14 protein-coding genes are annotated in these 21215 nt (G+C 73.1%); 3 read left to right on the top strand and 11 right to left on the bottom strand.

Annotated features, from left to right (window positions below; all coding sequences use genetic code 11):
* The first annotated feature begins 14 nt into the window (after positions 1–14).
* Complete coding sequence (locus tag AKI01S_RS17385) at positions 15–1727, top strand: glycoside hydrolase family 6 protein (protein ID WP_067818287.1); 1713 nt, start codon at positions 15–17, stop codon at positions 1725–1727.
* A 156-nt stretch (positions 1728–1883) separates the two neighbouring features.
* Here AKI01S_RS17385 and AKI01S_RS17380 read toward each other — a convergent pair whose 3' ends face one another.
* From AKI01S_RS17380 to AKI01S_RS17330, 11 genes are all read right to left on the bottom strand, one after another.
* The gene (locus AKI01S_RS17380; protein WP_245681669.1) at positions 1884–2900 is read right to left on the bottom strand and encodes a zinc-binding dehydrogenase; all 1017 of its coding nucleotides are present in this window, start codon (positions 2898–2900) and stop codon (positions 1884–1886) included.
* 161 nt (positions 2901–3061) lie between these two features.
* Positions 3062–5890 (bottom strand): beta-galactosidase, encoded by a 2829-nt coding sequence (locus AKI01S_RS17375; RefSeq protein ID WP_067818284.1) that lies wholly within the window; start codon positions 5888–5890, stop codon positions 3062–3064.
* 95 nt (positions 5891–5985) lie between these two features.
* Complete coding sequence (locus AKI01S_RS17370; RefSeq protein WP_245681668.1) at positions 5986–9003, bottom strand: glycoside hydrolase family 3 protein; 3018 nt, start codon at positions 9001–9003, stop codon at positions 5986–5988.
* Between the two features lie 130 nt (positions 9004–9133).
* Complete coding sequence (locus AKI01S_RS17365; RefSeq protein ID WP_067818280.1) at positions 9134–10144, bottom strand: LacI family DNA-binding transcriptional regulator; 1011 nt, start codon at positions 10142–10144, stop codon at positions 9134–9136.
* On the bottom strand, positions 10128–11348 hold the full coding sequence (locus AKI01S_RS17360) for an MFS transporter (protein ID WP_067818276.1): 1221 nt from the start codon (positions 11346–11348) through the stop codon (positions 10128–10130). Before AKI01S_RS17360 ends, AKI01S_RS17365 begins: the two co-directional genes overlap by 17 nt.
* Complete coding sequence (locus AKI01S_RS17355; RefSeq protein ID WP_067818272.1) at positions 11345–12727, bottom strand: GH1 family beta-glucosidase; 1383 nt, start codon at positions 12725–12727, stop codon at positions 11345–11347. Before AKI01S_RS17355 ends, AKI01S_RS17360 begins: the two co-directional genes overlap by 4 nt.
* A complete protein-coding gene (yicI, locus tag AKI01S_RS17350; RefSeq protein WP_067818267.1) occupies positions 12724–14982 on the bottom strand; it encodes an alpha-xylosidase in 2259 nt (752 codons plus the stop codon). Before yicI ends, AKI01S_RS17355 begins: the two co-directional genes overlap by 4 nt.
* Complete coding sequence (locus AKI01S_RS17345; RefSeq protein ID WP_245681667.1) at positions 14982–15881, bottom strand: carbohydrate ABC transporter permease; 900 nt, start codon at positions 15879–15881, stop codon at positions 14982–14984. The genes yicI and AKI01S_RS17345 overlap by 1 nt, the downstream gene beginning before the upstream one ends.
* Positions 15878–16798, bottom strand: coding sequence for a carbohydrate ABC transporter permease (locus AKI01S_RS17340; RefSeq protein ID WP_157419898.1), 921 nt, complete (start codon positions 16796–16798; stop codon positions 15878–15880). Before AKI01S_RS17340 ends, AKI01S_RS17345 begins: the two co-directional genes overlap by 4 nt.
* Positions 16795–18078: an ABC transporter substrate-binding protein gene (locus tag AKI01S_RS17335; RefSeq protein ID WP_067818264.1), complete on the bottom strand. Its 1284-nt coding sequence runs from the start codon at positions 18076–18078 to the stop codon at positions 16795–16797. Before AKI01S_RS17335 ends, AKI01S_RS17340 begins: the two co-directional genes overlap by 4 nt.
* 190 nt (positions 18079–18268) lie before the next feature.
* Entirely contained in the window at positions 18269–19585 is a 1317-nt protein-coding gene (locus tag AKI01S_RS17330) for a protein kinase domain-containing protein (protein WP_083999737.1), read from the bottom strand.
* An 81-nt stretch (positions 19586–19666) separates the two neighbouring features.
* Between AKI01S_RS17330 and AKI01S_RS17325 the strand changes: the two genes are divergently transcribed.
* The gene (locus tag AKI01S_RS17325) at positions 19667–20224 is read left to right on the top strand and encodes a SigE family RNA polymerase sigma factor (protein WP_067818256.1); all 558 of its coding nucleotides are present in this window, start codon (positions 19667–19669) and stop codon (positions 20222–20224) included.
* Positions 20224–21018, top strand: coding sequence for a hypothetical protein (locus tag AKI01S_RS17320; RefSeq protein ID WP_067818253.1), 795 nt, complete (start codon positions 20224–20226; stop codon positions 21016–21018). The genes AKI01S_RS17325 and AKI01S_RS17320 overlap by 1 nt, the downstream gene beginning before the upstream one ends.
* Positions 21019–21215 lie beyond the last annotated feature (197 nt).

Genomic DNA, 21215 nt, shown 5'->3' with positions numbered 1-21215 from the left:
GAGGATCCGAGAAGATGAGAACACCCCCCATCCGATTCCCCCGCCGCGGCGCGGCGGCCGGGGCGGCGGCGCTGCTGCTGGCCTCCGGGACGGTCGCGCTGGCCCAGCTCCCGGCCGGCGCCGCCGCGGGATGCAAGGTCGACTACGCGGTCAACCAGTGGTCCGGCGGCTTCACCGCCAGCGTGACCGTCACCAACCTCGGCGACGCGCTCAACGGCTGGACCCTGGAGTGGGACTTCGCCGGAGACCAGAAGGTCACCCAGGGCTGGAACGGCGAGTTCACCCAGGCCGGCAAGCACGTCACGGTCAGGAACCCGTCCTGGGCGGCGTCGCTGGGCAAGGGCGCCACCGTCACGCCCGGCTTCCAGGCGACGTTCGGCGGGACCAACGACAAGCCCGCCGCGTTCAAGCTGAACGGCACCCTCTGCACCGGCTCGACCGGCCCGACCGACCCGCCCACCGACCCGCCGACCGACCCGCCCGGCGGACGGGTGGACAACCCGTACGTCGGGGTCAAGGCGTACGTGAACCCCGAGTGGTCGGCCAGGGCCGCCGCCGAGCCCGGCGGCAGCAAGGTCGCCAACCAGCCGACCGGGGTGTGGCTGGACCGCATCGCGGCGATCCAGGGCGTCAACGGCGGGATGGGCCTGCGCGCCCACCTGGACAAGGCGCTGGAGCAGGGCGCGGGCGTCGTCCAGCTCGTCGTCTACAACCTGCCCGGCCGCGACTGCTCGGCGCTGGCCTCCAACGGCGAGCTCAAGGCCGACCAGATCGACGACTACAAGACCCGGTACATCGACCCGATCGCCGCCATCCTGAAGGACGCCAGGTACGCCAGGCTGCGGATCGTCACCGTCGTGGAGATCGACTCGCTGCCGAACCTGGTCACCAACGTCAAGCCGCGGCCCACCTGGACCGAGAACTGCGAGACGATGAAGGCCAACGGCAACTACCAGGCGGGCATCGCCTACGCGCTGAAGCAGTTCGGGGCGATTCCCAACGTCTACAACTACCTGGACGTCGGCCACCACGGCTGGCTCGGCTGGGACACCAACCTCGGCCCGTCCGCCGAGCTGCTCGCCCAGGTCGCCAAGGACTCCGGGTCGGTGAGGAACGTCCACGGCTTCATCACCAACACCGCCAACTACGGCGCGACCAAGGAGCCGTACTTCGGCATCAACGACTCCGTCAACGGCACCTCGGTGCGCCAGTCCAAGTGGGTCGACTGGAACTGGTACGTCGATGAGACCAGCTACGCGCAGGGCATGCGGCAGCGCCTGGTCCAGGCGGGCTTCGACCCCGGCGTCGGCGTGCTGATCGACACCTCCCGCAACGGCTGGGGCGGCCCGAACCGGCCCACCGGTCCCGGACCGAAGACCAGTGTGGACGCCTACGTCGACGGCAGCCGCATCGACCGCCGCATCCACCTGGGCAACTGGTGCAACCAGGCCGGGGCGGGGCTCGGCGAGCGTCCCAAGGCCGCGCCCGAGCCCGGCATCGACGCCTACGTGTGGATGAAGCCCCCGGGCGAGTCCGACGGGGCCAGCCGCGAGATCCCCAACAACGAGGGCAAGGGCTTCGACCGGATGTGCGACCCGACCTACGAGGGCAATCCGCGGAACAACCACAACATGTCCGGCGCGCGGCCGAACATGCCGCTGTCGGGCCACTGGTCCTCCGAGCAGTTCCAGGAACTGCTGAAGAACGCCTACCCGGCGCTCGACTGACCCGTTCCCACCGTCGAATCGCCGTCGAATCACCGACGGTCCGCTGTCGAATGATCGTCGAATCCCCGTGAATCGTGGCGTGCCGTACGGCACGCCACGATTCCGCGTTCCGGGGAATGCGCCGCTATTTTCCGCCGCGTTTTTGTCAGGACGCGTTCAGCGGTGGCGGACGCGGACGACGAGCTTGCCGACGGCGGCGTCGGCCTCCATGTCGGCGTGGGCCCGGCGGACCTCCTCCAGCCCGTCGTAGACCCGGTGGACGGGGAACGAGAGGCGGCCCGCGGCGACGGCGTCCAGCGTCCGCTGCAACACCTGCGGCGGCAGGTCGGAGGCGTCGCCGCCGTAGGCGGTCAGCCGCACGCCCGTGGGAATGTACTCGATCGGGTAGAAGTCCTCGACGGTCCACTCGTTGGACAGCATCCCGGTGAAGCAGACGGTGCCGTGCACGGCGGTGGCGGCCAGGGTGTCGCGCAGGGTCGGGGTGCCGACCAGCTCCAGGGCGGCGTCCACGCCGCCGGGGACGATCGCGCGCACCGCCTCGGCGATCCGCCCGGTGTCCTCGATCGGGTGGTCCACGCCGGCGGCGCGCAGCGCGTCGAACCGCTCCGGCCGCCGGGTGGTGGCGAGGACGGTGGCGCCCATGTCCCTGGCCAGCGCCGCGGCGGCCGTCCCGACCGACGAGGTGCCGCCCCGGACCAGCAGGGTCTGGCCGGGCCGCAGGTCCAGTCCGGTGGTGAGCGAGCCGTTGGCGGTCTGGAGCATCTCCGGGAGTGCGCCGACCACGTCCCACGGCAGGTCGGTGGCGATGGGGATGACCTGCCGCTCGGGCACGCAGGTGTACTCGGCGTAGCCGCCGTCGAAGGTCCGCCCCATCCCGCCCATCATGGCCACCACCTGCCGGCCGGGCTCCAGGGCGCTGCCGGGCGGCGCCGCGTCCACGACCCCGGCGGCCTCGATGCCGGGCACGCGCGGGAACGTCACCCCCTGGGCCAGCCCGAGCCGGGTGTGCAGCTCCGAGCGGTTGATCCCGAACGCCTCCACGCGGATCCGGACCCAGCCCGGCTCCGGCTCGGGCAGCGGCAGCTCGGCCAGCCGCAGGTTGCCCACGGGCCCGGGGCCGCTCAGCACCACGGCCCGCATCACGTCGGCCATCGTCGCCTCCTCGTCGATCATGGATGCCCATCATGCAGGTGCCTGGACGGCGACGAGGCCCGGACCCCCGCCGTGTTCCGCCCGCCGTCTCCTGTCCGGAGACGGCGGGCGGCTGCGCGAGGTCCGGGCCTCGTTCTGCCAGTGCTTCGTCCTGCCGGTGCTTCGTCCTGCCGGTTCCTCCCTCAGCGGGCGGCGCGGTGGACCGCGACGGGTTCCAGGCTGAGCGAGCCGACCGTCGCGGGCTCCTGGGCGACGACCGCGAGGGCGAGGGTGTTGCGGCCCCGCTCGCGCAGCACGCCCGCCGGGAGGGTGAAGTCGCGCTGCACTCCCCCGGCGACGTACTCGCCCATGTTCCAGCCGTTGACGAACAGCAGCACCCGGTACTTGCCGGTGCCTCCCCTGACGCGCAGGACCACGGGGACGTCATGGTCCTTCGGCAGGTTCAGGCCGGCGGTCGTGCGGTACCAGGTGACGCCCGGCTCCACCCGCCACGACGCCCGTCCCCAGGAGCGGTCGGCGCGGCCCGGCAGGTGCCATCCGGCGCGTTCGCCGTGCAGGCCGCCGGTGTTGAGGGGACCGCGCGCCCGGTCGTCGCCGCGCGCGCCCTGGATCCTCCAGGTGAGCGCGGCGGCCGAGCCGGGCAGGGCGGCGGCGACCAGGCCGCGCGGCTGCTTGTGGCGCAGGTCGTCGGCGGTCCAGTCGTCGTTGTGGCCCATGTTCTCCACCAGCACCGACAGGACGGCCTCCTTCCCCTTCTCCAGCAGGCCGGGCGGGACCTGGAAGGTGCCCGGCCCGGGGTCGGGGTTGACCGGGGCGTCGGCGTCCTTCTGCTCGCCGCCCGCCGCCGAGCCGAGGTGGCGGCCGTTCAGCCACACCTGGTACACGCCGCCCCGGCCGGTGATCGCGTTGAGCTTCACCGTCGTCTCGTCGCCGGTGGCGGTGAAGCGGCCCCGGTACCAGACGTGGCCGTGGTGGTGGCCGTAGTCGTCGGCGTACAGCACCGGCAGGGTCTTCGGCTTGTGCGGGCTGACGGTGGTGGTCCGGTCGGCGACGGTCCAGCCGGAGTCGTCGAACGCCGGGTCCGCCTCCGGGGCGCCCGCGGCCATCCGCCAGCCCTTCAGGTCGGGCAGGCGCACCGGGCGCGGGCCCGGCGCCGTCGCCAGCAGCGAGCCGCTGGGGGTGGTGCGGGCGGGCAGCGTCCGGCCGTTCAGCCGCAGGCGGCGGACCGGGGCGAACACCTCGACCGGACCGGCCTTGGCCGTGTCGGCGCGCAGGTCGGCCGTGGTCCCGGCGGTGCGGGCCGACCGCACCAGGTCCGTGCCGCGCACCAGCGTGCCGTCCACGCGCCAGAACTTCGCCGCCTCCGCCTCGGTGCCGAGCATCAGCAGCAGCGGGGGCCGCCCGCCGCCGGTGACCCGGACGCGGGTCAGTCCGCGGTGGGTGTAGTCCAGCCGCAGGTCGCCGCCCGCGTAGGAGGCGCGGGCCTCGCCCTCCAGCACCTTGACGGTGGGCGGGGAGGCGTAGCGCAGGATCGTCGTTCCGGGGACCCCCTCGGTGCCGTACAGGACGGCGACGTCCCGGCCGCCGGGCCGGGTGTGGGTGAGCAGCTCGGAGGTCGAGACGGCCAGGCGCTGGCCGCCCATGGCGTAGTCGGACAGCAGCAGCTTGGCGTCGCGGCCCTTGAGCCGGACCGGCAGCGTGTGGGTGCCGGTGGTGGTCTTCCAGGTGACGTTCGCCGACGCGTCGGCGTTCGTGGTGCGGTCGGGGTGGCGCACCAGCGTGATCCGCGTGCCGTCGTCGGGGTTGGCGCGGGACTCGGTGTGCACGGCCGCGTCGTCGGAGGCGGGCGCGGTGGCCGGGTCGGTGCGGGTCAGCGGCGCGACGGTGGTCACCAGGTAGCCCTGCCGCCTGAACTCGTCGTACTTGGCGGTGAGCTGCCGGTTCTCGGTGATGGGCGCGCCGTAGTCGTAGGAGGTGTAGACGTCGTTGGGCTGGGCGAGGCGCCCCCAGTTGGTGCCGCCGAACGCCATGTAGTAGCCGAACATCGTCGCGCCGGAGGCGACCAGGTTCGACTTGTAGTAGACCTTCATGAACGCCGGGCCGGTCAGCTCGCGGCACTTGTCGTAGCCCGCGTTCTGCTGGTCGATCGCGCCCGCCTGGTACTCGGCGGCGTAGGCGGGGGCCCTGTCGCTGAGGCGTTCGGTGAGGCCGGGTCCCCACACGCCCCACACGTCGGTCTCACGGCAGTTGAAGCCCTGCGGGTAGTCGTCGACTCCGGGGATGTCCACCGCGCCCTCGCCCTCGGCCCACTTGGGCGTCCAGGACGCGTCGCAGCACTGGTTGTGGGTGATGGGGACGTCGATCCCGGCGGCGCGGGCCCGTTTCTTGATGTCCTCCATGTAGGCGGGGTCGGTGTTGGCGGCGTACTCGTTCTCGGCGTTGTAGAGGATCACCGAGCCGCCCCGGGTGTGCTGGTGCCGGGCGATGATCGGGTTGATGCGGTCCAGCCACTCGCGGTAGGCGCGGGTGTAGCCGGGGTCGCTGGAGCGGGCCCGGCCGGGGACGTTCTTCAGCCAGGCGGGCAGGCCACCGCCGGTGGTCTCGGCGTTGATGTAGGGGCCGGGGCGGGCCACGACGTGCAGGCCGAGCTCCTTGGTCAGGCGCAGCAGCCGGTCCACGTCGCGGACGCCGGTGAAGTCGTACCGGCCGGGGGCGGGCGAGTGGTAGCCCCAGTGGAAGTAGAGGGAGACGCCGTTGAACCCGGCGGCCTTGATCTTCTCCAGCACGTCGCGCCACAGCTCGGGGCTCGGCAGGCGGAAGTAGTGGAACTCGCCCGCCCACAGCAGGACGCGGCGGCCGTCGACCGAAATCGAGTGGCGGTCGTAGGTGACGCGGTGGGAGGGAGCGGAGGTCTGGGCGGGGGACTGGGCGGTGGGCTGGGCGGTGGCGGGGGCGGCCAGCAGGGAGAGGGAGACGAGGAGCGCGGACAGGAGGGCTGCTGTTCGGCGCATGGCTGGTGTTCCTTTCGGGAGACGTCCCGCCCGCGCGGGGGTGTGTGGAGCGCGGGCGGGACGCCGGTCCGGAATGCGGAATCAGCGGGTCGGGATCAGCGGGTCAGGGCGAAGGAGCTCAGCCGCGCGTCGCCGCCGAACACCAGGTAGACGTCGCGGCGTCCGGTCGCGCCGGTCAGCGCGGCCGTGGCCTCCCGGTAGGCGTAGCGGTCCCCGGTGGAGGGGATCGTCAGCGTTCCGGCGAGCGGGCCGTCGGGGCGGTCCAGGCGGACCTGGACGGTCGTGCCGCCCTCGGCCTCGCGCGCCGCCCTGGCCTTGATCCCGGTGACGCCCCTGCCGAGGTCGGCTCCGGCGAACTTGATCCATCCGCCGGGGCCCGCGCCCACCGCGTCGCCGCGGACCTTGGACTCGTCGACCAGCAGGGCGTTCTGCTGGTCGTCGAAGTCGGCGGCGCGGGTCGGCTTCGCCAGGTCGCGGGCGGGGACCTTCTCGCCGCGCACCGCGAGCGTGGCGCGCTGGCGGATGTCGGCGGAGGAGGAGCCGATCAGGATGTCGTGGCTTGCCTTCTCCACGGTCCAGCGGTTGCGGGTGACGTCCCAGTGGGCCAGGTCGGCGGCCCGCAGCCTCAGCGTGACAGTGCGGGTCTGCCCGGCCTTCAGGTGGACCTTCTGGAACGCGCGAAGCTGCTTGACCGGCTGCTTCACCCGCGAGGTCCGCTGGTGGGTGTAGAGCTGCACGACCTCGTCGGCGGCGGTCCGGGAGGTGTTGGTGACCGGCACCTGGACGGTGACGGTGCCGTTGGCCGCGGTGGAACGGCTGCTCAGGCGCGGCTTGCCGTACCGGAACGAGCCGTAGGACAGCCCGTGCCCGAACGGGTACAGCGGCTTGCCCTTGAAGTACAGGTAGGTGCGGTCGGTCTTGATGATGTCGTATTCGAGGATGTCGGGCAGGTCGTTCTCGGAGCGGTACCAGGTCTGCGGCAGGCGGCCCGACGGGCTGGCGTCGCCGAACAGGACGCTCGCCAGCGCGTTGCCGGTCTCGGCCCCGGCGTGGCTGGTCCACAGCAGCGCCGGGACGTTGTCCTGCTCCCAGGTGAGGGTGGTCGGGTAGCTGTTCTCGACGATGACGACGGTGTTGGGGTTGGCCTTGCGCACCGCCTTGATCAGTTCGGACTGGCGCTCGGCCAGCGCCATGGTGGTGCGGTCGTGGTCCTCGCGGCCGTTGATGAACGGCATCGAGCCGACCACCACGACGGCGGTGTCGGCGCCGGTCGCGACCTTGACCGCCTCGTCCACGCCGTCGCGCACGACCTCGCGGGTGAAGCGGGTGGCCTCGCCCTTGGACGCGAGGACGAGGGTGCCGTCGTCGCCCGCCTTCAGGTAGGTCTTGGCGGGCTCGGCCCAGTCGTAGGCCTTCTCGTACCCGGCGTAGCGCAGCAGGACGCCGTCGCCGTCGCGCTCCAGCTTGAACATCTGCTGGACGAACCAGCCGTTGGGCTGGTCCTGGTCGTTGACCATCGTGTCGCCCCAGTTGAAGCGGCCGACGGTCTTGCCGTTGGCGACGCTGCGCAGGGTCACCACGCCCTGGCCCCAGTCGAACACGTCGAACTGCTCGGCCGCGCCCGGCTTCTCGGCGGACAGCTTCAGCGGAGCGCCCGCCGCGCCGGTCCCGGCGGTGACGTACTTCCCGCTGTCGGCGTCCTTGAGGGCGATGCGGTCCGCGCCCTCGCTGCCGGTGACGGTCCCGGCGGAGCCGAGCCGGTTGCGGATCCCGGCGAGCGGGGTGACCTTGTAGGGCAGCGCGCCGGAGTACCAGTCGGTGTAGAGGGTGTCGGCGAGCGGGCCGACGACCGCGACCTTCTTGTTCTTGGCCGCGTCCAGCGGCAGCGCCCTGTTCTGGTTCTTCAGCAGGACGGTCTGCTCGGTGGCGGCCTGCCGGGCCAGGCGCTGGTGCGCCGGGCTGTTGACCACGCTCTTGGTGATCTTGGCGTAGGGGCCGCCGTCGGGGTCGAACTCGCCGAGGCGCACCCGGATGCTGAGGATGTGCCGGACGGCGGTGTCGACGTCGCGCTCGGCCAGGTACTTCTTGTCCAGCGCCTCCTTGATGGCGGCGATGGTCTTGGCGGAGTTGGTGTCGTCGGTGGTGAAGCTGTCCACGCCCGCCTTGATCGTGGCGGCGTCGGCCTCGGCGAGGCTGCCGTAGTACTTCTGCGAGTTGACCAGGTTGTTGGGGCCGCCCGCGTCGGTGACGTTGAACAGCGTCTTGGACGCCCAGGCGCGCACCAGGTCGTTGGCGTCGGCGTGGGCGGTGGCGGGACGGCCGTTGATGAGGTTGTAGGCCGTCATGACGCCGGTGGCGGCGTCGGCCGACAGCGGCAGCTTGAACGGGACCTCGTCGTACTCCTTCTTCACGCGCGGGCGCAGGCTGGAGGAGGTGGTGTCGCGGCGGACCTCGTTGTTGTTGGCCAGGTAGTGCTTCACCACCGGGGCCGCCTTGAGGTACTTGGGGTGGTCGCCCTGCATGCCCTTGCCGTAGGCGGTGCCGAGCAGGCCCGACAGCAGCGGGTCCTCGGAGTAGCCCTCCTCGTTGCGGCCCCAGCGCGGGTCGCGCAGCAGGTTGACGACCGGGGCCCACAGCTGGAGGCCCCAGACGTCGGAGTTCTCCTTGTTGTAGCCGCGCGCCTCGTCGCCGACCGCCGACCCGACCTTCTTGATCAGGCCGGGGTTCCAGGTCGCGCCGAGTCCGACCGACTGCGGGAAGACGGTGGCGGTCGCGGTGCGGACGGCGCCGCCCGCGTTGACGTCGGTGGACCAGGCCAGGCCGTGCAGCGCCTCGGTGCCGGTCTTGAAGCGCTTGATCCCGAGCCGCGGGATCGCGGGCTGGTACTGGTGCAGCAGGGAGATCTTCTCGTCGAGGGTGAGGCGGCCGGCCAGGTCGTTCACCCGGGCGTCCACCGACAGCCGGGGGTTCTGGAACGGGTAGGACTGCCGGGCCTGCGCCGGAACCGCCGCGAGGGTGGTCATCGCCAGGGCCGGGGCCAGCAACAGGGCCGTCGTCCTGGTCCTCGCCGCTCTGCTCCTGGGCGGGCGGGCCCTTCGAAGGGTGGTGCGCACCGACTCTCCTTTTGGTCGAAGCGATTCGAATGTGCCGGAAACTGCTCCCCCGAGAACTCGTGCCGTCGAGCGCCTCGCTGTCGAAGCGCTTCGACGATGGGCCGCGTGGGCCCGGAACGGTGGACTCCTCTCAGTCGGCCGCCGGGGCGGCGCTGCTGGCGCGCGCGGTCAGGGCGGGCGGCAGCAGGGTGGCGGCGGGCACGGGCTCGCCGTCGAGCTTGCCCATCAGCAGCTCCACGGCGCGGCGGCCCACCTCCTCGGCGGGGATCGCCACCGACGTCAGCGGCGGCTCGGCCTGTTCGGCGACCTCGTCCGGGCAGATCGCGACCACCGACAGGTCGCCGGGGACGCGCCGTCCCGCGGACTGGAACGCCCGCACCAGCGGCTCGGCGATCGGCTCGTTGTGGACGACGACGCCGGTGAGGCCGGGCCGCTCGGCCAGCAGCCGGGCGACCAGCGCGCGGGCCGCCTCGACGGTGGCCTCGCACGGGTAGAACCCGGCGTCCAGGGCGAGCCGCTCGGCGGTCGCGGTGAAGCCCTCGGCGACGCGCTCGGCGAAGCCGGTGCGGCGGGCGTAGACCTCCGGCGGCGAGCCGACCAGCGCGACGTCGCGGTGCCCGAGCTCGGCCAGGTGCGTCAGGCACGCCTCGGCGGCGGCGCGGAAGTCCAGGTCGATGCAGGTCAGGTCGGTCGCGTCGGCGGGGAACCCGATCAGCACCGAGGGGCGGCCCAGCGACCGCAGCAGCGGCAGCCGGGGGTCGTCCAGCTGCACGTCCATCACGATCAGCGCGTCCACCAGGGCGCTGTCGGCGACCCGGCGCAGCCCCTCCTCGCCCTCCTCCTGGGTGAGCAGCAGCACGTCGTGGTCGAACGACCGGGCCGTGGTGACCACCGCGGTCGCGAACCGCATCACCACCGGGACGTGGATGCCGGTGCGCAGCGGCAGCATCAGCGCCAGCACGTTGGACCGGCTGCTGGCCAGGGCGCGGGCCCCGGCGTGCGGCCGGTAGCCGAGCTGGCGGATGCTGGCCAGCACCCGCTCGCGGGTCTCCGCCGAGATCGAGCGCTTGCCGCTCAGCACGTAGGAGACCGTGCTCGGCGACACCCCCGCGTGCCGCGCCACGTCACTGATCTTGACCACGGACCGTCCCCTGTCGAACCGATTCGATAACTGATCCTACGGCGGCCCGCCGCGCCGCGACGCCGCGTCTCCCGAGCGCTCGCTCGCCGACCACCATGGCCGAAGCCGCGACCGCGAGCAACCCTCCGGCCAGTGCCGCTCCACGCGCCCCGGCGACCGGCAGCACCAGCCCGCCGACCAGAGCGCCGCCGCCGATGCCGACGTTGAACGCCGCCGAGGTGCCCGCCGAGGCGACCGCGGTGTCGCCGGGCGCGGTCTGCATGGCCCGCGCCTGCATGGCGGTGGCCAGGCCGGGCAGCCCGAACCCCAGCAGCGCCAGCAGCACGGCCGCCGCGACCGGGTCCGCCCCGAACGCCGCCATGCCCAGCAGCGCCACCGACAGCAGCGCCAGCGAGCCGCCCAGCAGGGCGCGCGGCCCCCGGTCCACCACCGCGCCGGCGAAGACCAGCCCGGCGATGTCGGCGGCGCCGTTGAGCGCCAGCAGCGGCCCGAGCGCGGCGTCGGGGTAGCCGCTGTCGCGGGTCAGCAGGTCGGTGACGTAGGTGAACAGGCTGAACACCCCGCCGACGCCGAGCGCGGTGACCGTCACCAGCAGCAGGTAGGCGCGGCGGCTGGGTTCGGTGCCGGCGGCGACGTCCCCGGGCCCGGTGGCGCCGGGCCGCAGCAGCGCCACCACCGCCGCCAGCGCCACCGCGCCGAGCACGCTCAGCACCGCGAACGCCGCGCGCCAGCCCGCCTGCTGCCCCAGCCAGGTGCCCGCCGGGACGCCCAGCACCACGGCCAGCGACCCGCCGCCGAACACGAACGCGGCGGCCCGGCCGCGCCGTCCGGGCGCGACCAGCCCGGCGGCGGCCACCACCGCCACCGGCCAGAACACCGCGTGCGCCAGGGCGGTCAGCAGCCGCGCGCCCAGCAGCGTCCAGTAGCCGGTGGCGACCGCCGACCAGACGGTGGCCAGCGCGAACGCCGCCAGCACGCCGATCAGCAGGGTGCGGCGCGGCATCCGCCCGGCCAGTTTCACCAGCGGGACCGACACCACGGCGACCGTCAGCCCGTACCCGGTCACCAGCAGCCCGACGCGCGTCGGGTCGGTGTCCAGACCCTCGGCGATCAGGCCGAGCAGCCCGATCGGCAGGCTCTCGGCGGTGCCGAAGCAGAACGCCGCCAGGGCCAGCGCGCCGACGGCCGCCGTGGCGCGGTTCATCGTCGCGCCACCTCCGCCAGGTGGGCGCGGTACCAGTGGGCGCTGTCCTTCCAGGTGCGGGCGCCGGTGGCGTAGTCGACGTGCAGCAGCCCGAAGCGCTTGGAGTAGCCGTGCGACCATTCGAAGTTGTCGAGCAGCGACCAGGCGAAGTACCCGCGCACGTCCGCCCCGGCCTCGCGGGCCAGCCGCACCGCCTCGATGTGGTCGCGCAGGTAGGCGACGCGGCGGTCGTCGTGGACGCGGCGCCCGCCGGAGGCGTCGGCGGTCACCCGGTCGTCGAACGCCGCCCCGTTCTCGGTGATCAGCAGGGGCGTGTCGGGGTACTCGCGGCGCAGCCGCAGCAGCAGCTCGGTCAGCCCGGTGGCGTCGACCGGCCAGCCCATCTCCGTGTACGGGCCGGGCTGCCGGGGGAACGCCACGTCGTCGCAGCCCACGAACGGCGTCGCCGCGCCGTCGGCGTGGCCGTGGTCGGAGTCGGGCGCGGGCGAGCCGTCCCCGTCCCGGGCGAGGGTGGGGTTGTAGTAGTTGACGCCGAGCGCGTCCAGCGGCGCGGCGATCACGGCCTGGTCGCCGTCGCGGACGAACCCCCAGTCGGTGATCGCGGCGGTGTCGGCCAGCAGGTCGGCGGGGTAGCCGCCGCCGAGCATCGGGTCGAGGAAGACCCGGTTGGCGACCGCGTCGACCCGGCGCACCGCCTCGGGGTCGCCGCGCAGGTGGTGCAGGTTGAGGGTGACCGAGTGCCGCGCGGTGGGCGCGACCACGGCGCGCAGCGCGCCGTTGGCCAGGCCGTGCGCGAGGTTGAGGTGGTGGGCGGCGGCGAGCGCGGCGGCCGGGTCGCAGCGGCCGGGCGCGTGGACGCCGGAGGCGTAGCCGAGGAACGCCGAGCACCACGGCTCGTTCAGCGTGGTCCAGGTGTGGATCCGGTCGCCCAGCTCCTCGCCGATCGCCTCGGCGTACTCGGCGAAGCGGAACGCGGTGTCGCGGACGGGCCAGCCCCCGGCGTCCTCCACGTCCTGGGGCAGGTCCCAGTGGTAGAGGGTCGCGACCGGCGCGATGCCCCGCTCCAGCAGCGCGTCCACCAGGCGGGAGTAGAAGTCCACGCCCTCGCGGTTGAGGACGCCGCCGGGGAACACCCGCGGCCAGGAGATCGAGAAGCGGTAGGCGTTCACGCCCAGCTCCGCCAGGTGCGCCACGTCCTCCTGCCACCGGTGGTAGTGGTCGCAGGCGACGTCGCCGGTGTCGCCGTCGCGGACGCGGCCGGGGGTGCGGCTGAAGGTGTCCCAGATCGAGGGCGCGCGGCCGTCCTCGCCCGCCGCGCCCTCGATCTGGTACGCGGCCGTGGCCGCGCCCCACAGGAAGTCGTCGGGGAAGCCGTTCACCGTTCCTCCTCCAGGGTGAGGACGACCTCGCGGCCGGTGGCGCGGACCGGGTCGCGGCCCGGCAGCGCCGCGCTCCAGGCCCCGTCGTGGGCGGCGGTGACGCGGACCGTCGCGCCCTCGCGGGTGGTGGTGAACGAGGCCCCGGTGCCGGGGATCTCGGTCACGACGTGCGCGCCGTCGGGGATCTCGTACAGGCGCAGGGTGACGCCGTCGGCGTGGTCGTAGTCGGGCCGGTCGTCCACCGCGCCCTCGGGGATCACCGCGCCGGGCCGCACCAGCAGGGGGACGCTGTCATAACCGTGGCGTTCGCGGACCCAGCGGCCGCCGGCCACCCGCTCGCCGGTCAGGTAGTGCGTCCACACGCCCTCGGGCACGTAGTAGGCCACCTCGCCGTCGGCGGAGAACACCGGGGCCACCAGCAGGTCGTCGCCCAGCATGTACTGGCGTTCCAGGTGCGTGCAGGCCGGGTCGCCGGGGAACTCCACGACCATCGCCCGCATCATCGGCACGCCGCCGTCGTACGCCTGCCGCGCGGCCCCGGCCAGGTACGGCATCAGCCGCATCTTCAGCCTCGTGAAGCGCCGCAGGACCTCCACCGACTCCTCGTCGAACGCCCACGGCACCCGGTAGGAGTGGCTGCCGTGCAGGCGGCTGTGCGACGACAGCAGCCCGAACGCGATCCACCGCTTGAACAGGCCCGCGTCCGGGGTGCCCTCGAAGCCGCCGATGTCGTGGCTCCAGTACCCGAACCCCGACATCCCGAGCGACAGGCCGCCGCGCAGGCTCTCCCCCATCGCCTCGAACGTGGACTCGCAGTCGCCGCCCCAGTGGACCGGGTACTGCTGGCCGCCCGCCGTGGCCGACCGCGCGAACACCACCGCCTCGCCCTCGCCGCGCTTCTTGCGCAGCAGCTCGAAGACGGTCTGGTTGTAGATCTGGGTGTAGTAGTTGTGGGCGCGCTCGGGGTCGGAGCCGTCGTGGTAGACCACGTCGGTGGGAATGCGCTCGCCGAAGTCGGTCTTGAAGCAGTCCACGCCCATGTCGAGCAGCGCCTCCAGCTTGGCGGCGTACCACTCGCGGGCCTCGGGGTTGGTGAAGTCGACCACCGCGCAGCCGGGCTGCCACAGGTCCCACTGCCACACGTCGCCGTCGGGACGCCGCAGCAGGTACCCCTTGGCCCTGCCCTCCTCGAACAGCGGGGACCGCTGCCCGATGTAGGGGTTGATCCACACGCAGATCCGCAGCCCGCGCTCCTTGAGGCGGCGCAGCATCCCCTCCGGGTCGGGGAACACGCGCGGGTCCCACTCGAAGTCGCACCACTGGAACTCGCGCATCCAGAAGCAGTCGAAGTGGAACACGCTGAGCGGCAGGTCGCGCTCGGCCATCCCGTCGATGAACGAGGTGACGGTCGCCTCGTCGTAGTCGGTGGTGAACGACGTCGACAGCCACAGCCCGTAGGACCAGTCCGGCAGCCGCGCCGGACGGCCGGTCAGCGCGGTGTAGCGGCGCAGGATCTCCTTGGGCGTCGGGCCGTGGACGACGAAGTACTCCATCGACTGGCCCTCGACGCTGAACTGCGTGCGGGCCACCGCCTCGGAGCCGACCTCGAACGAGACGCGCCCGGGGTGGTTGACGAACACGCCGTAGCCCGCGTTCGTCAGGTAGAACGGGACGTTCTTGTAGGCCTGCTCGCTGGCGGTGCCGCCGTCGGCGTTCCAGATGTCCACCGACTGGCCGTTCTTCACCAGCGGCCCGAACCGCTCGCCCAGCCCGTAGACGTGGTGGTCCACGCCGAGGTCGAGCTGCTCGCGGACGTAGTGGCGCCCGTCGTCGGTGTCGACGATCGCCATCGCCTTGGCGCCGCTGCCGGTCAGCCGCCGCCCGTCGGCGAGGAACTCCAGCGTCCACGGGTCACGGGTGATCCGCGCGGTGAGCGTCCCGGAGGTGAGCGTCGCGGCCTCGTCGGTGACCTCGACCGCCACGTCGGCGGCGTCGTGGCACAGCCGGAACTCGGGCCGCCGCGGCTCCTCCCCCGCGAAATGCGTGATCGACACCCCGATGACGCCGGGCATGGGCGAGCTGAGCCGGACGGTGACGACCGGGCCCTTGAGCAGATCGCCCCGGTGGCGGATGCGCTGCACGGGCGCCTGCACGGTGAGCGTGCCGGGCCCGTCCTCGGCGACGTCCAGGACGTGCACGGGATACTGGGCGTGCACCCCCTCGCGCATCAGCCAGTAGCCGTCGGTGAACTTCATTATTTGATTGCCCCCGCAGTCAATCCGCGCGACAGGGTGCGCTGGAAGATCAGGAAGAACAGGACGGTCGGGATCAGGCCGAGCAGCGCGGCGGCGCTGGACATGGTGGCGTCCATGAGGCGCTGGCCCTGGAGCACGCCGAGCGCGACCGAGACCGTCTGGTTGTCGTTGGAGACCAGGAACACGAGCGGGATGAGGAACTCGTTCCAGGTCCAGATGAAGAAGAACACCATCAGCACCGACATCGTCGGCCGCAGCACCGGGAAGACGACCCGCCACAGGATCTGCCAGCGGGACGCGCCGTCGATGCGGGCGGCCTCCAGCAGCGGGCGGGGGAACGTGCTCAGCACCGACGACAGCAGGTAGGTGCCGAACGCGCTCTGGATGACGGTGAACACGATGACGACCGCGAGCCGGGTGTCGTACAGCCCGACCTGCTTGGCCAGGTAGTACAGCGGGTAGACCAGGGCCTCCTGCGGCAGCGTGTTGGCCATCAGCAGCAGGACCAGGATCGAGGTGCGGCCCCGGATGCGGCCGATGCCGAGGGCGTAGGCGTTCAGCACCGACAGCAGTACCGCGAGGACCGCGACCGAGCCGCTGATCAGGAAGCTGTTGACCAGGACGCCGCCGAAGCCGACGCGGTCCCAGAACTGGCCGAGCGCCTCGAGGCTGGGGCTGTCGGGGATCGCCAGCGGCCCCTTCTCGGAGTACTCGGCGGGCGTCTTGAGCGCGTTGAGGACGACCACGACGAACGGGATCAGCACGATCCCGGCCAGCGCGGCCAGCCCCAGCAGCACGGCGTAGGCGGCCGGGCCGCGGCGGCGGCGACGGCGGTCGCGGGTGCGCGCGGTACGCCGGGCCGAGGTCTTGGCCTGCTTGTCGGTCAGTGTCACGGTCACCGCTCCTCCCCCTGGTCACGGGCCTGCACGCGGAGGAAGACGATCGTCAGCGCGATGATGATCAGGGTGAGCACGGTCGCGACCGCCGAGCCGTAGCCGACCTCGGTCTTGTCGAAGAAGTTCTGGTACGAGTAGTAGGACGGCACGTTGGTCGCGCCTCCGGGGCCGCCCTTGGTGAGCACGTAGATCGGGGCGAACGCCTTCAGCGCCGCGATCGTCGTCCACAGCAGCACCACGAAGATCTCCGGGCGGATCTGCGGGATGGTCACGTGCCAGAACCGGCGGGACCACGACGCCCCGTCGATCTCGGCGGCCTCGTACAGCGAGGGCTCCACGCGCTGGAGGCCGGACATGAACACCACCAGCGGGAAGCCGATCTGGATCCAGACCATGACCGCCAGCACGCTCCACAGCGCGGTCGCGGGGTCGCCCAGCCAGTCGTGGGCCAGCGAGTCCAGGCCGACGGCCGTCAGCAGCTCGTTGACCGCGCCGTTCTCGGGGGCCAGCAGCCAGCTCCACACCACGCCCGCGATCACGATCGGCAGCACCTGCGGCAGGTACAGGCAGGCGCGCAGCACGCTGGCGACGCGCGGGCCGAAGTGCCGGTCGATCAGGTCGGTGAGCAGGGCGGCCAGCACCAGCCCGATCGCGGTCGGCGCCAGCGCCATGCCCACGATGACCAGCGCGTTGTGCCCGAAGGACGCCCAGAACTCGCCGTCCCCGGCCAGCTCCCGGTAGTTGCCGAGGCCGATCCACTCGGGCGTGCCGACCCCGGACCAGCGGGTGAGGCTGGTGCCGACGTTCATCAGGAACGGCACGCCGATCACGCCGGTGAACAGCAGCAGCCCCGGGACCAGGTAGGGCAGGTAGCCCAGCCGGTCCCGGGCCGCCGTCCTGCGGAGGTCGTTCGTGCTCACTTGGGCGCGCCGCCGTCGTAGTCCTTCTGGAGGCCGCCGAGGACCTCGGCGGGGGCGGTGCCGTTCATCAGCTTCTGTCCGGCGGCCACCCACTTGTCGTAGAAGCCCGGCACCGGCCAGTCGGGGTAGTAGGCCAGCCCGTCGCTCTTGGCGAGGGCGTCGAAGTCGGAGATGAGCTTCTTGGCCTTGGCGTCGGTGATGGCGGAGGCGTCGGCGGCGACCGGGACGCCGCCCCCGTTGCCCAGGGCGTTCTGGGCCTTCTTCTTCATCGTGATGTCGATGAAGTCGTAGGCGAGCTGCTTGTTCTTGGAGCCCTTGGGCACGACCCAGTGGTTGCCGCCGGAGCCGAGGGTGAGCTTGGCGCCCGGCCACGGCGCGGTCTCCCACTGGAACTTGGCGTTCTTGGCCACGCGCCCGAACCACCAGCTACCGGAGAACATCATCGGGAACTTGCCGCTGATGAACGCCACGCCCGCGTCCTCGGCCTTCAGCCCGACCGAGTTCTTGGCGACGTAGCCCTTCCTCACCCAGTCGGCGAACGTCGTGGCGCCCGCCGTCCACGCCTGGTCGGTGAGGTTGGCCTTGGTGGTGTAGCGCTGGTAGGCGTCCACCCAGGGGCGGTCGGCCTTGTCCAGGGCGAGCTGGTAGACGAACTGGTGCGCCATGTACTCGGAGCCGGCGTTGGTGAACGGCGTGACGCCCTTGCCGACGAACGCGTCCATCGCCGAGACCAGCTCGTCGTAGGTCGTCGGGATCTTCACCCCGTGCTTCTCGAACAGGTCCTTGTTGTAGTAGACCTGCAGGTACTCGGCGTAGTTGGGGACGCCGAACCACTTGTCGCCGCCCATCGTGCCCTTGGCGTCGTACTTGGCGGTGACCTGCACGCCCGGCGCGATCATCTTGTCCCAGCCGCGCTTGGTGACCTCGGGGGTCAGGTCCTCCAGCAGCCCCTGCTTCGACAGCAGGCCGGTGGTGGCGTTGCCCTTGTTGTACTCCAGGACGTCCGGGGCGTCCTTGGAGTTGAGCACCATCTGGGCGGTCTTCTGGATCTGCTCGAAGCCCTTCTCCTCGAACGTGACCTTCACGCCCGGGTGGGTCGACTTGAACTCCTCGATCGCCTGGTTCCACGCCACGCCCATGGCGCTGTCGGGGGACTCGTAGTGCCACAGCCGCAGTTCCTTGCCGGCGGCCCCGCCGTCGTCGCCGCCGCAGGCGGACAGGGTCAGCGACGCCGTGGCGAGGGCGGCCAGCAGTGCCGCGCCCCTCCGTGCTCTGATCATTTTTCCTCCGGGGTGGGTACCGGACCCGCCTGACATCTCGGCCGGTCGGACCTGTCGAGGCGCCGTGTCGAAGCGCTTCGATTGACCGGGATGTTAATGCTGCGTGACGGGCGACACAATAGGGTGACCGAAAAACGGTGGGAGCGATCCCACATGATCAAGGGCCTGGTGGGCCCGGTAATCGGCCCGATCACCCGGCGCGGCAGGCGCTCCCGTTGAGCGTGAACGCCTCCGGCCGGTCGGCTGCCTCGCCCCGGCCGAGGAACCCGAACCGCGCCGCGTCGCCGGGCGGGATGCGCGGGTCGTACCCGGGCGCGTCCACCGTCACCGCCCGCCCCCGCTGCCGGTGGGCGCCCTCCCACAACTGGGTGATCTGCTCGCCCCGGCCGAACTCCCACGACAGCCGCCAGCCGTCGACCGGCGCGTCGCCGAGGTTGACGACGGCGACCTCGGCCTGGAAGCCGTCCGGCCACCGGTTGGTGACGCGGTACTCGACCAGGCACTCCCCCGGCGGAGGGGACGGGGCGGTGGACGTGGCGGACGCGGTGGGCGTGGCGGGCACGGCGGCCGGACGCCGCGGCGGGTCGGCGGTCCGCCACAGCGGCAACGCGGCCAGCAGCGCGGCCCCGGCGACGAGGGCTCCGGCGACCAGCCACGCGCGGCGGCGGGCGGGTTCGCGGGCGGGGTCCTCCAGCAGGATCCGCGTCAGGTTCCGGGGCGGGGCCGCCCCTGCCGGGCCGGGCGCGGACGGCTGGTGGACGGCCGCGACGCCGACCGGAACGCCCGCCGCGCGCCCCAGTGCCTCCGCGACCCGGGCCGCGTCGGGGCGGGCCTCGGGCCGCCGGTCGGTGCAGCGGTCGCACAGCGCGAGGAGCTCCCCGGGCGCGTCCGGGTCGGTCAGGGCCTCCCGCAGCACCACGCCGAGCGAGTACACGTCGGCCGACGGCGCGGGTTCGGCCCCCTCCACCGCCTCGGGCGCGACGTAGGCGGGGGTCCCCCACACCGGTCCGCTCTCGGGGCCGCGCCGGGTGAAGGCGATGCCGAAGTCCAGGACCTTGACGCCGCCGGGGGTGAGGAACACGTTGGCGGGTTTGACGTCGCGGTGCACGACCCCGGCCGCGTGCGCCGCCGCCAGCGCGTCGGCGAGTCGCGCGCCGACCGCCGCCGCCTCCCTCCACGGCAGCGCGCCCCGGGCGAGCCGGGCGGCCAGGGTCTCGCCGCGCAGCAGCTCCATGACGACGTAGGGCACGCGTCCCACGTCCGCGACGACGGCCTCGCCGTAGTCGTACACGGCGGTGATGTGCGGGTGGGTGAGCGCGGCGGCGGCCTTGGCCTCCCGCCGCAGCCCGCCGGTGGAGCCGCGCGGGACCTTGACCGCGACGGCGCGCTCCAGCACCAGGTCGGCGGCGCGCCACACGGTGGCCATGCCGCCGTTGTCCAGGATCTCGTCCAGCCGGTAACGCCCGTCGAGCACGGTCCCCGGCCCCGGCTCGGGAGGAGCGCTCATGCGGGCAGTGTGGCAGACCCGCCGCCGGGACGGCGGTAGGCTGCCGCTCCGGTGCAGCCGCAGGGAAGGGGAGCGTGGCCGGTGAGCCCTGAGGACGAGGCGTCGCGCGCCGAGTTCCACCGGTTCTTCGAGCGGCACCACCGGGAGCTGGCGCGCCTGGCGTACCTGATGCTCGGTGACCCGGACGCCGCCGACGACCTGGCGGCCGACGCGCTGGCCGACGCCTGGCACCGGTGGGACCGGGTGCGCGCCGCCGACCAGCCCCTGGCGTACGTGCGGCGCATGGTCGTGAACATGTGCCACAGCCGGGTCCGCACGCTGGTGCGCGACCGCGGGCGGTTCGCCGCGCTGGCCGCGCGGTGGCGCGAGCGCGCCGACGCCCCGGACGTGCCCGCCGTGGTGGACGTGCGGTCGGCGTTGCAGCGGCTGCCCGAGCGCAAGCGCGCCTGCGTGGTGCTGCGGCTGGCGTTCGACCTGTCGGAGCAGGAGACGGCGCGGGTGCTGGGGGTGTCCGTCGGTACCGTGAAGAGCCAGACGTCGCGGGGGGTGGCCGAGCTGGTGCGGATGCTGGGCGGGCGGGACGACCCGGCGGTCGCGGGCGCGGCGCTGCGGACCGAGCGGCCGGGAATGGGGGCGTGATGCGCGACGACGGGTCCCTGGACCCGCTGCGCGACCGGCTGCGCGCGGCGGCGGACGAGCACGTCCCCGACCGGGAGCGGATCCGGGCCCGCATGGAGCGGGCCATCGCGGCGCAGGCCGGAACAGCGCCGGCGGAGTCGCCAAGAGCCGGGCGGCGGCGGTGGGCGCCGCGCGTGACGGCCGCCGCGCTGGCGACGCTGGCGGTGACCGGGGTCGTCACGGGCGTGGTGTGGCGGGTCTCGGAGGACGGCGACGGCGCGGCGCGGCCGATGGCGCGGCGGAGCGCCGACGTCTCCACCCGGCCGGGGCCGGTCCCCGGCAGCCTGACGCCCGCCCCGTCCGGTGGGGCCACGGCCCGGCCGAGCCGGTCGGCGACCGCCTCCCGCTCCCCGTCCGCCCCGCCGTCCGCTCCGGCGGGCCGCGTGGTGGCGGCCGAGGGCGCGGTGGACCCGCACAGCATCGAGCACTGGGCGCAGAACAACCTGACGCTGCGGGTCGAGCGCCCGCTGCGGACGCTGACCGTCACGATCCGGGTGCGGCGTACCGAACGGGTCGCGGCCACGGGCGCGTGGCAGACGCTGCCGGGCGCGGACTTCGAGACGACGACCCGGACGGCCGGGGACGCGGTGGTCTACACGTGGCGGCTGAGGCCCGGCCGGACCGTGCCGCCGGGCAGGCACGTCCTGGCCGCGCAGTACGACCGGGCCAAGGACCACGACCCGCGCCGGGACACGTTCACGGTGTCGGCCGGGGCGGACGGCGGCGGGCCGGCCACCGTCCGGGGACATTTCTGAAAATTCTTCGCCGATCGCGGCAACCTTCCGGGGGTCCCCGGACGACCTGGGACCGGACACCTCCCCCGCTCGGAAGGAACCCCCCAGGTGAGAGCAGGAGCGACCGCCGTCGCCGCCGCGCTCGCGTTCGGCGCGGCCGCGTGCGGTGCGGACGCGCCGCGGGCCACCCGCCAGGTCAGCGCGCCGATGCCCGCCGC

It is taken from the genome of Actinomadura kijaniata NBRC 14229 (assembly GCF_001552175.1).
Classification (GTDB): domain Bacteria; phylum Actinomycetota; class Actinomycetes; order Streptosporangiales; family Streptosporangiaceae; genus Spirillospora; species Spirillospora kijaniata.
This window is presented reverse-complemented; position numbering and strand designations above follow the sequence as displayed.

What these genes read in the sequence shown, in the direction of transcription:
- AKI01S_RS17385 (WP_067818287.1), top strand. Translation starts at nt 15, where the DNA reads ATGAGAACACCCCCCATCCGATTCCCCCGCCGCGGCGCGGCGGCCGGG.
- AKI01S_RS17380 (WP_245681669.1), bottom strand. Translation starts at nt 2,900, where the DNA reads ATGATCGACGAGGAGGCGACGATGGCCGACGTGATGCGGGCCGTGGTG.
- AKI01S_RS17375 (WP_067818284.1), bottom strand. Translation starts at nt 5,890, where the DNA reads ATGCGCCGAACAGCAGCCCTCCTGTCCGCGCTCCTCGTCTCCCTCTCC.
- AKI01S_RS17360 (WP_067818276.1), bottom strand. Translation starts at nt 11,348, where the DNA reads ATGAACCGCGCCACGGCGGCCGTCGGCGCGCTGGCCCTGGCGGCGTTC.
- yicI (WP_067818267.1), bottom strand. Translation starts at nt 14,982, where the DNA reads ATGAAGTTCACCGACGGCTACTGGCTGATGCGCGAGGGGGTGCACGCC.
- AKI01S_RS17335 (WP_067818264.1), bottom strand. Translation starts at nt 18,078, where the DNA reads ATGATCAGAGCACGGAGGGGCGCGGCACTGCTGGCCGCCCTCGCCACG.
- AKI01S_RS17330 (WP_083999737.1), bottom strand. Translation starts at nt 19,585, where the DNA reads ATGAGCGCTCCTCCCGAGCCGGGGCCGGGGACCGTGCTCGACGGGCGT.
- AKI01S_RS17320 (WP_067818253.1), top strand. Translation starts at nt 20,224, where the DNA reads ATGCGCGACGACGGGTCCCTGGACCCGCTGCGCGACCGGCTGCGCGCG.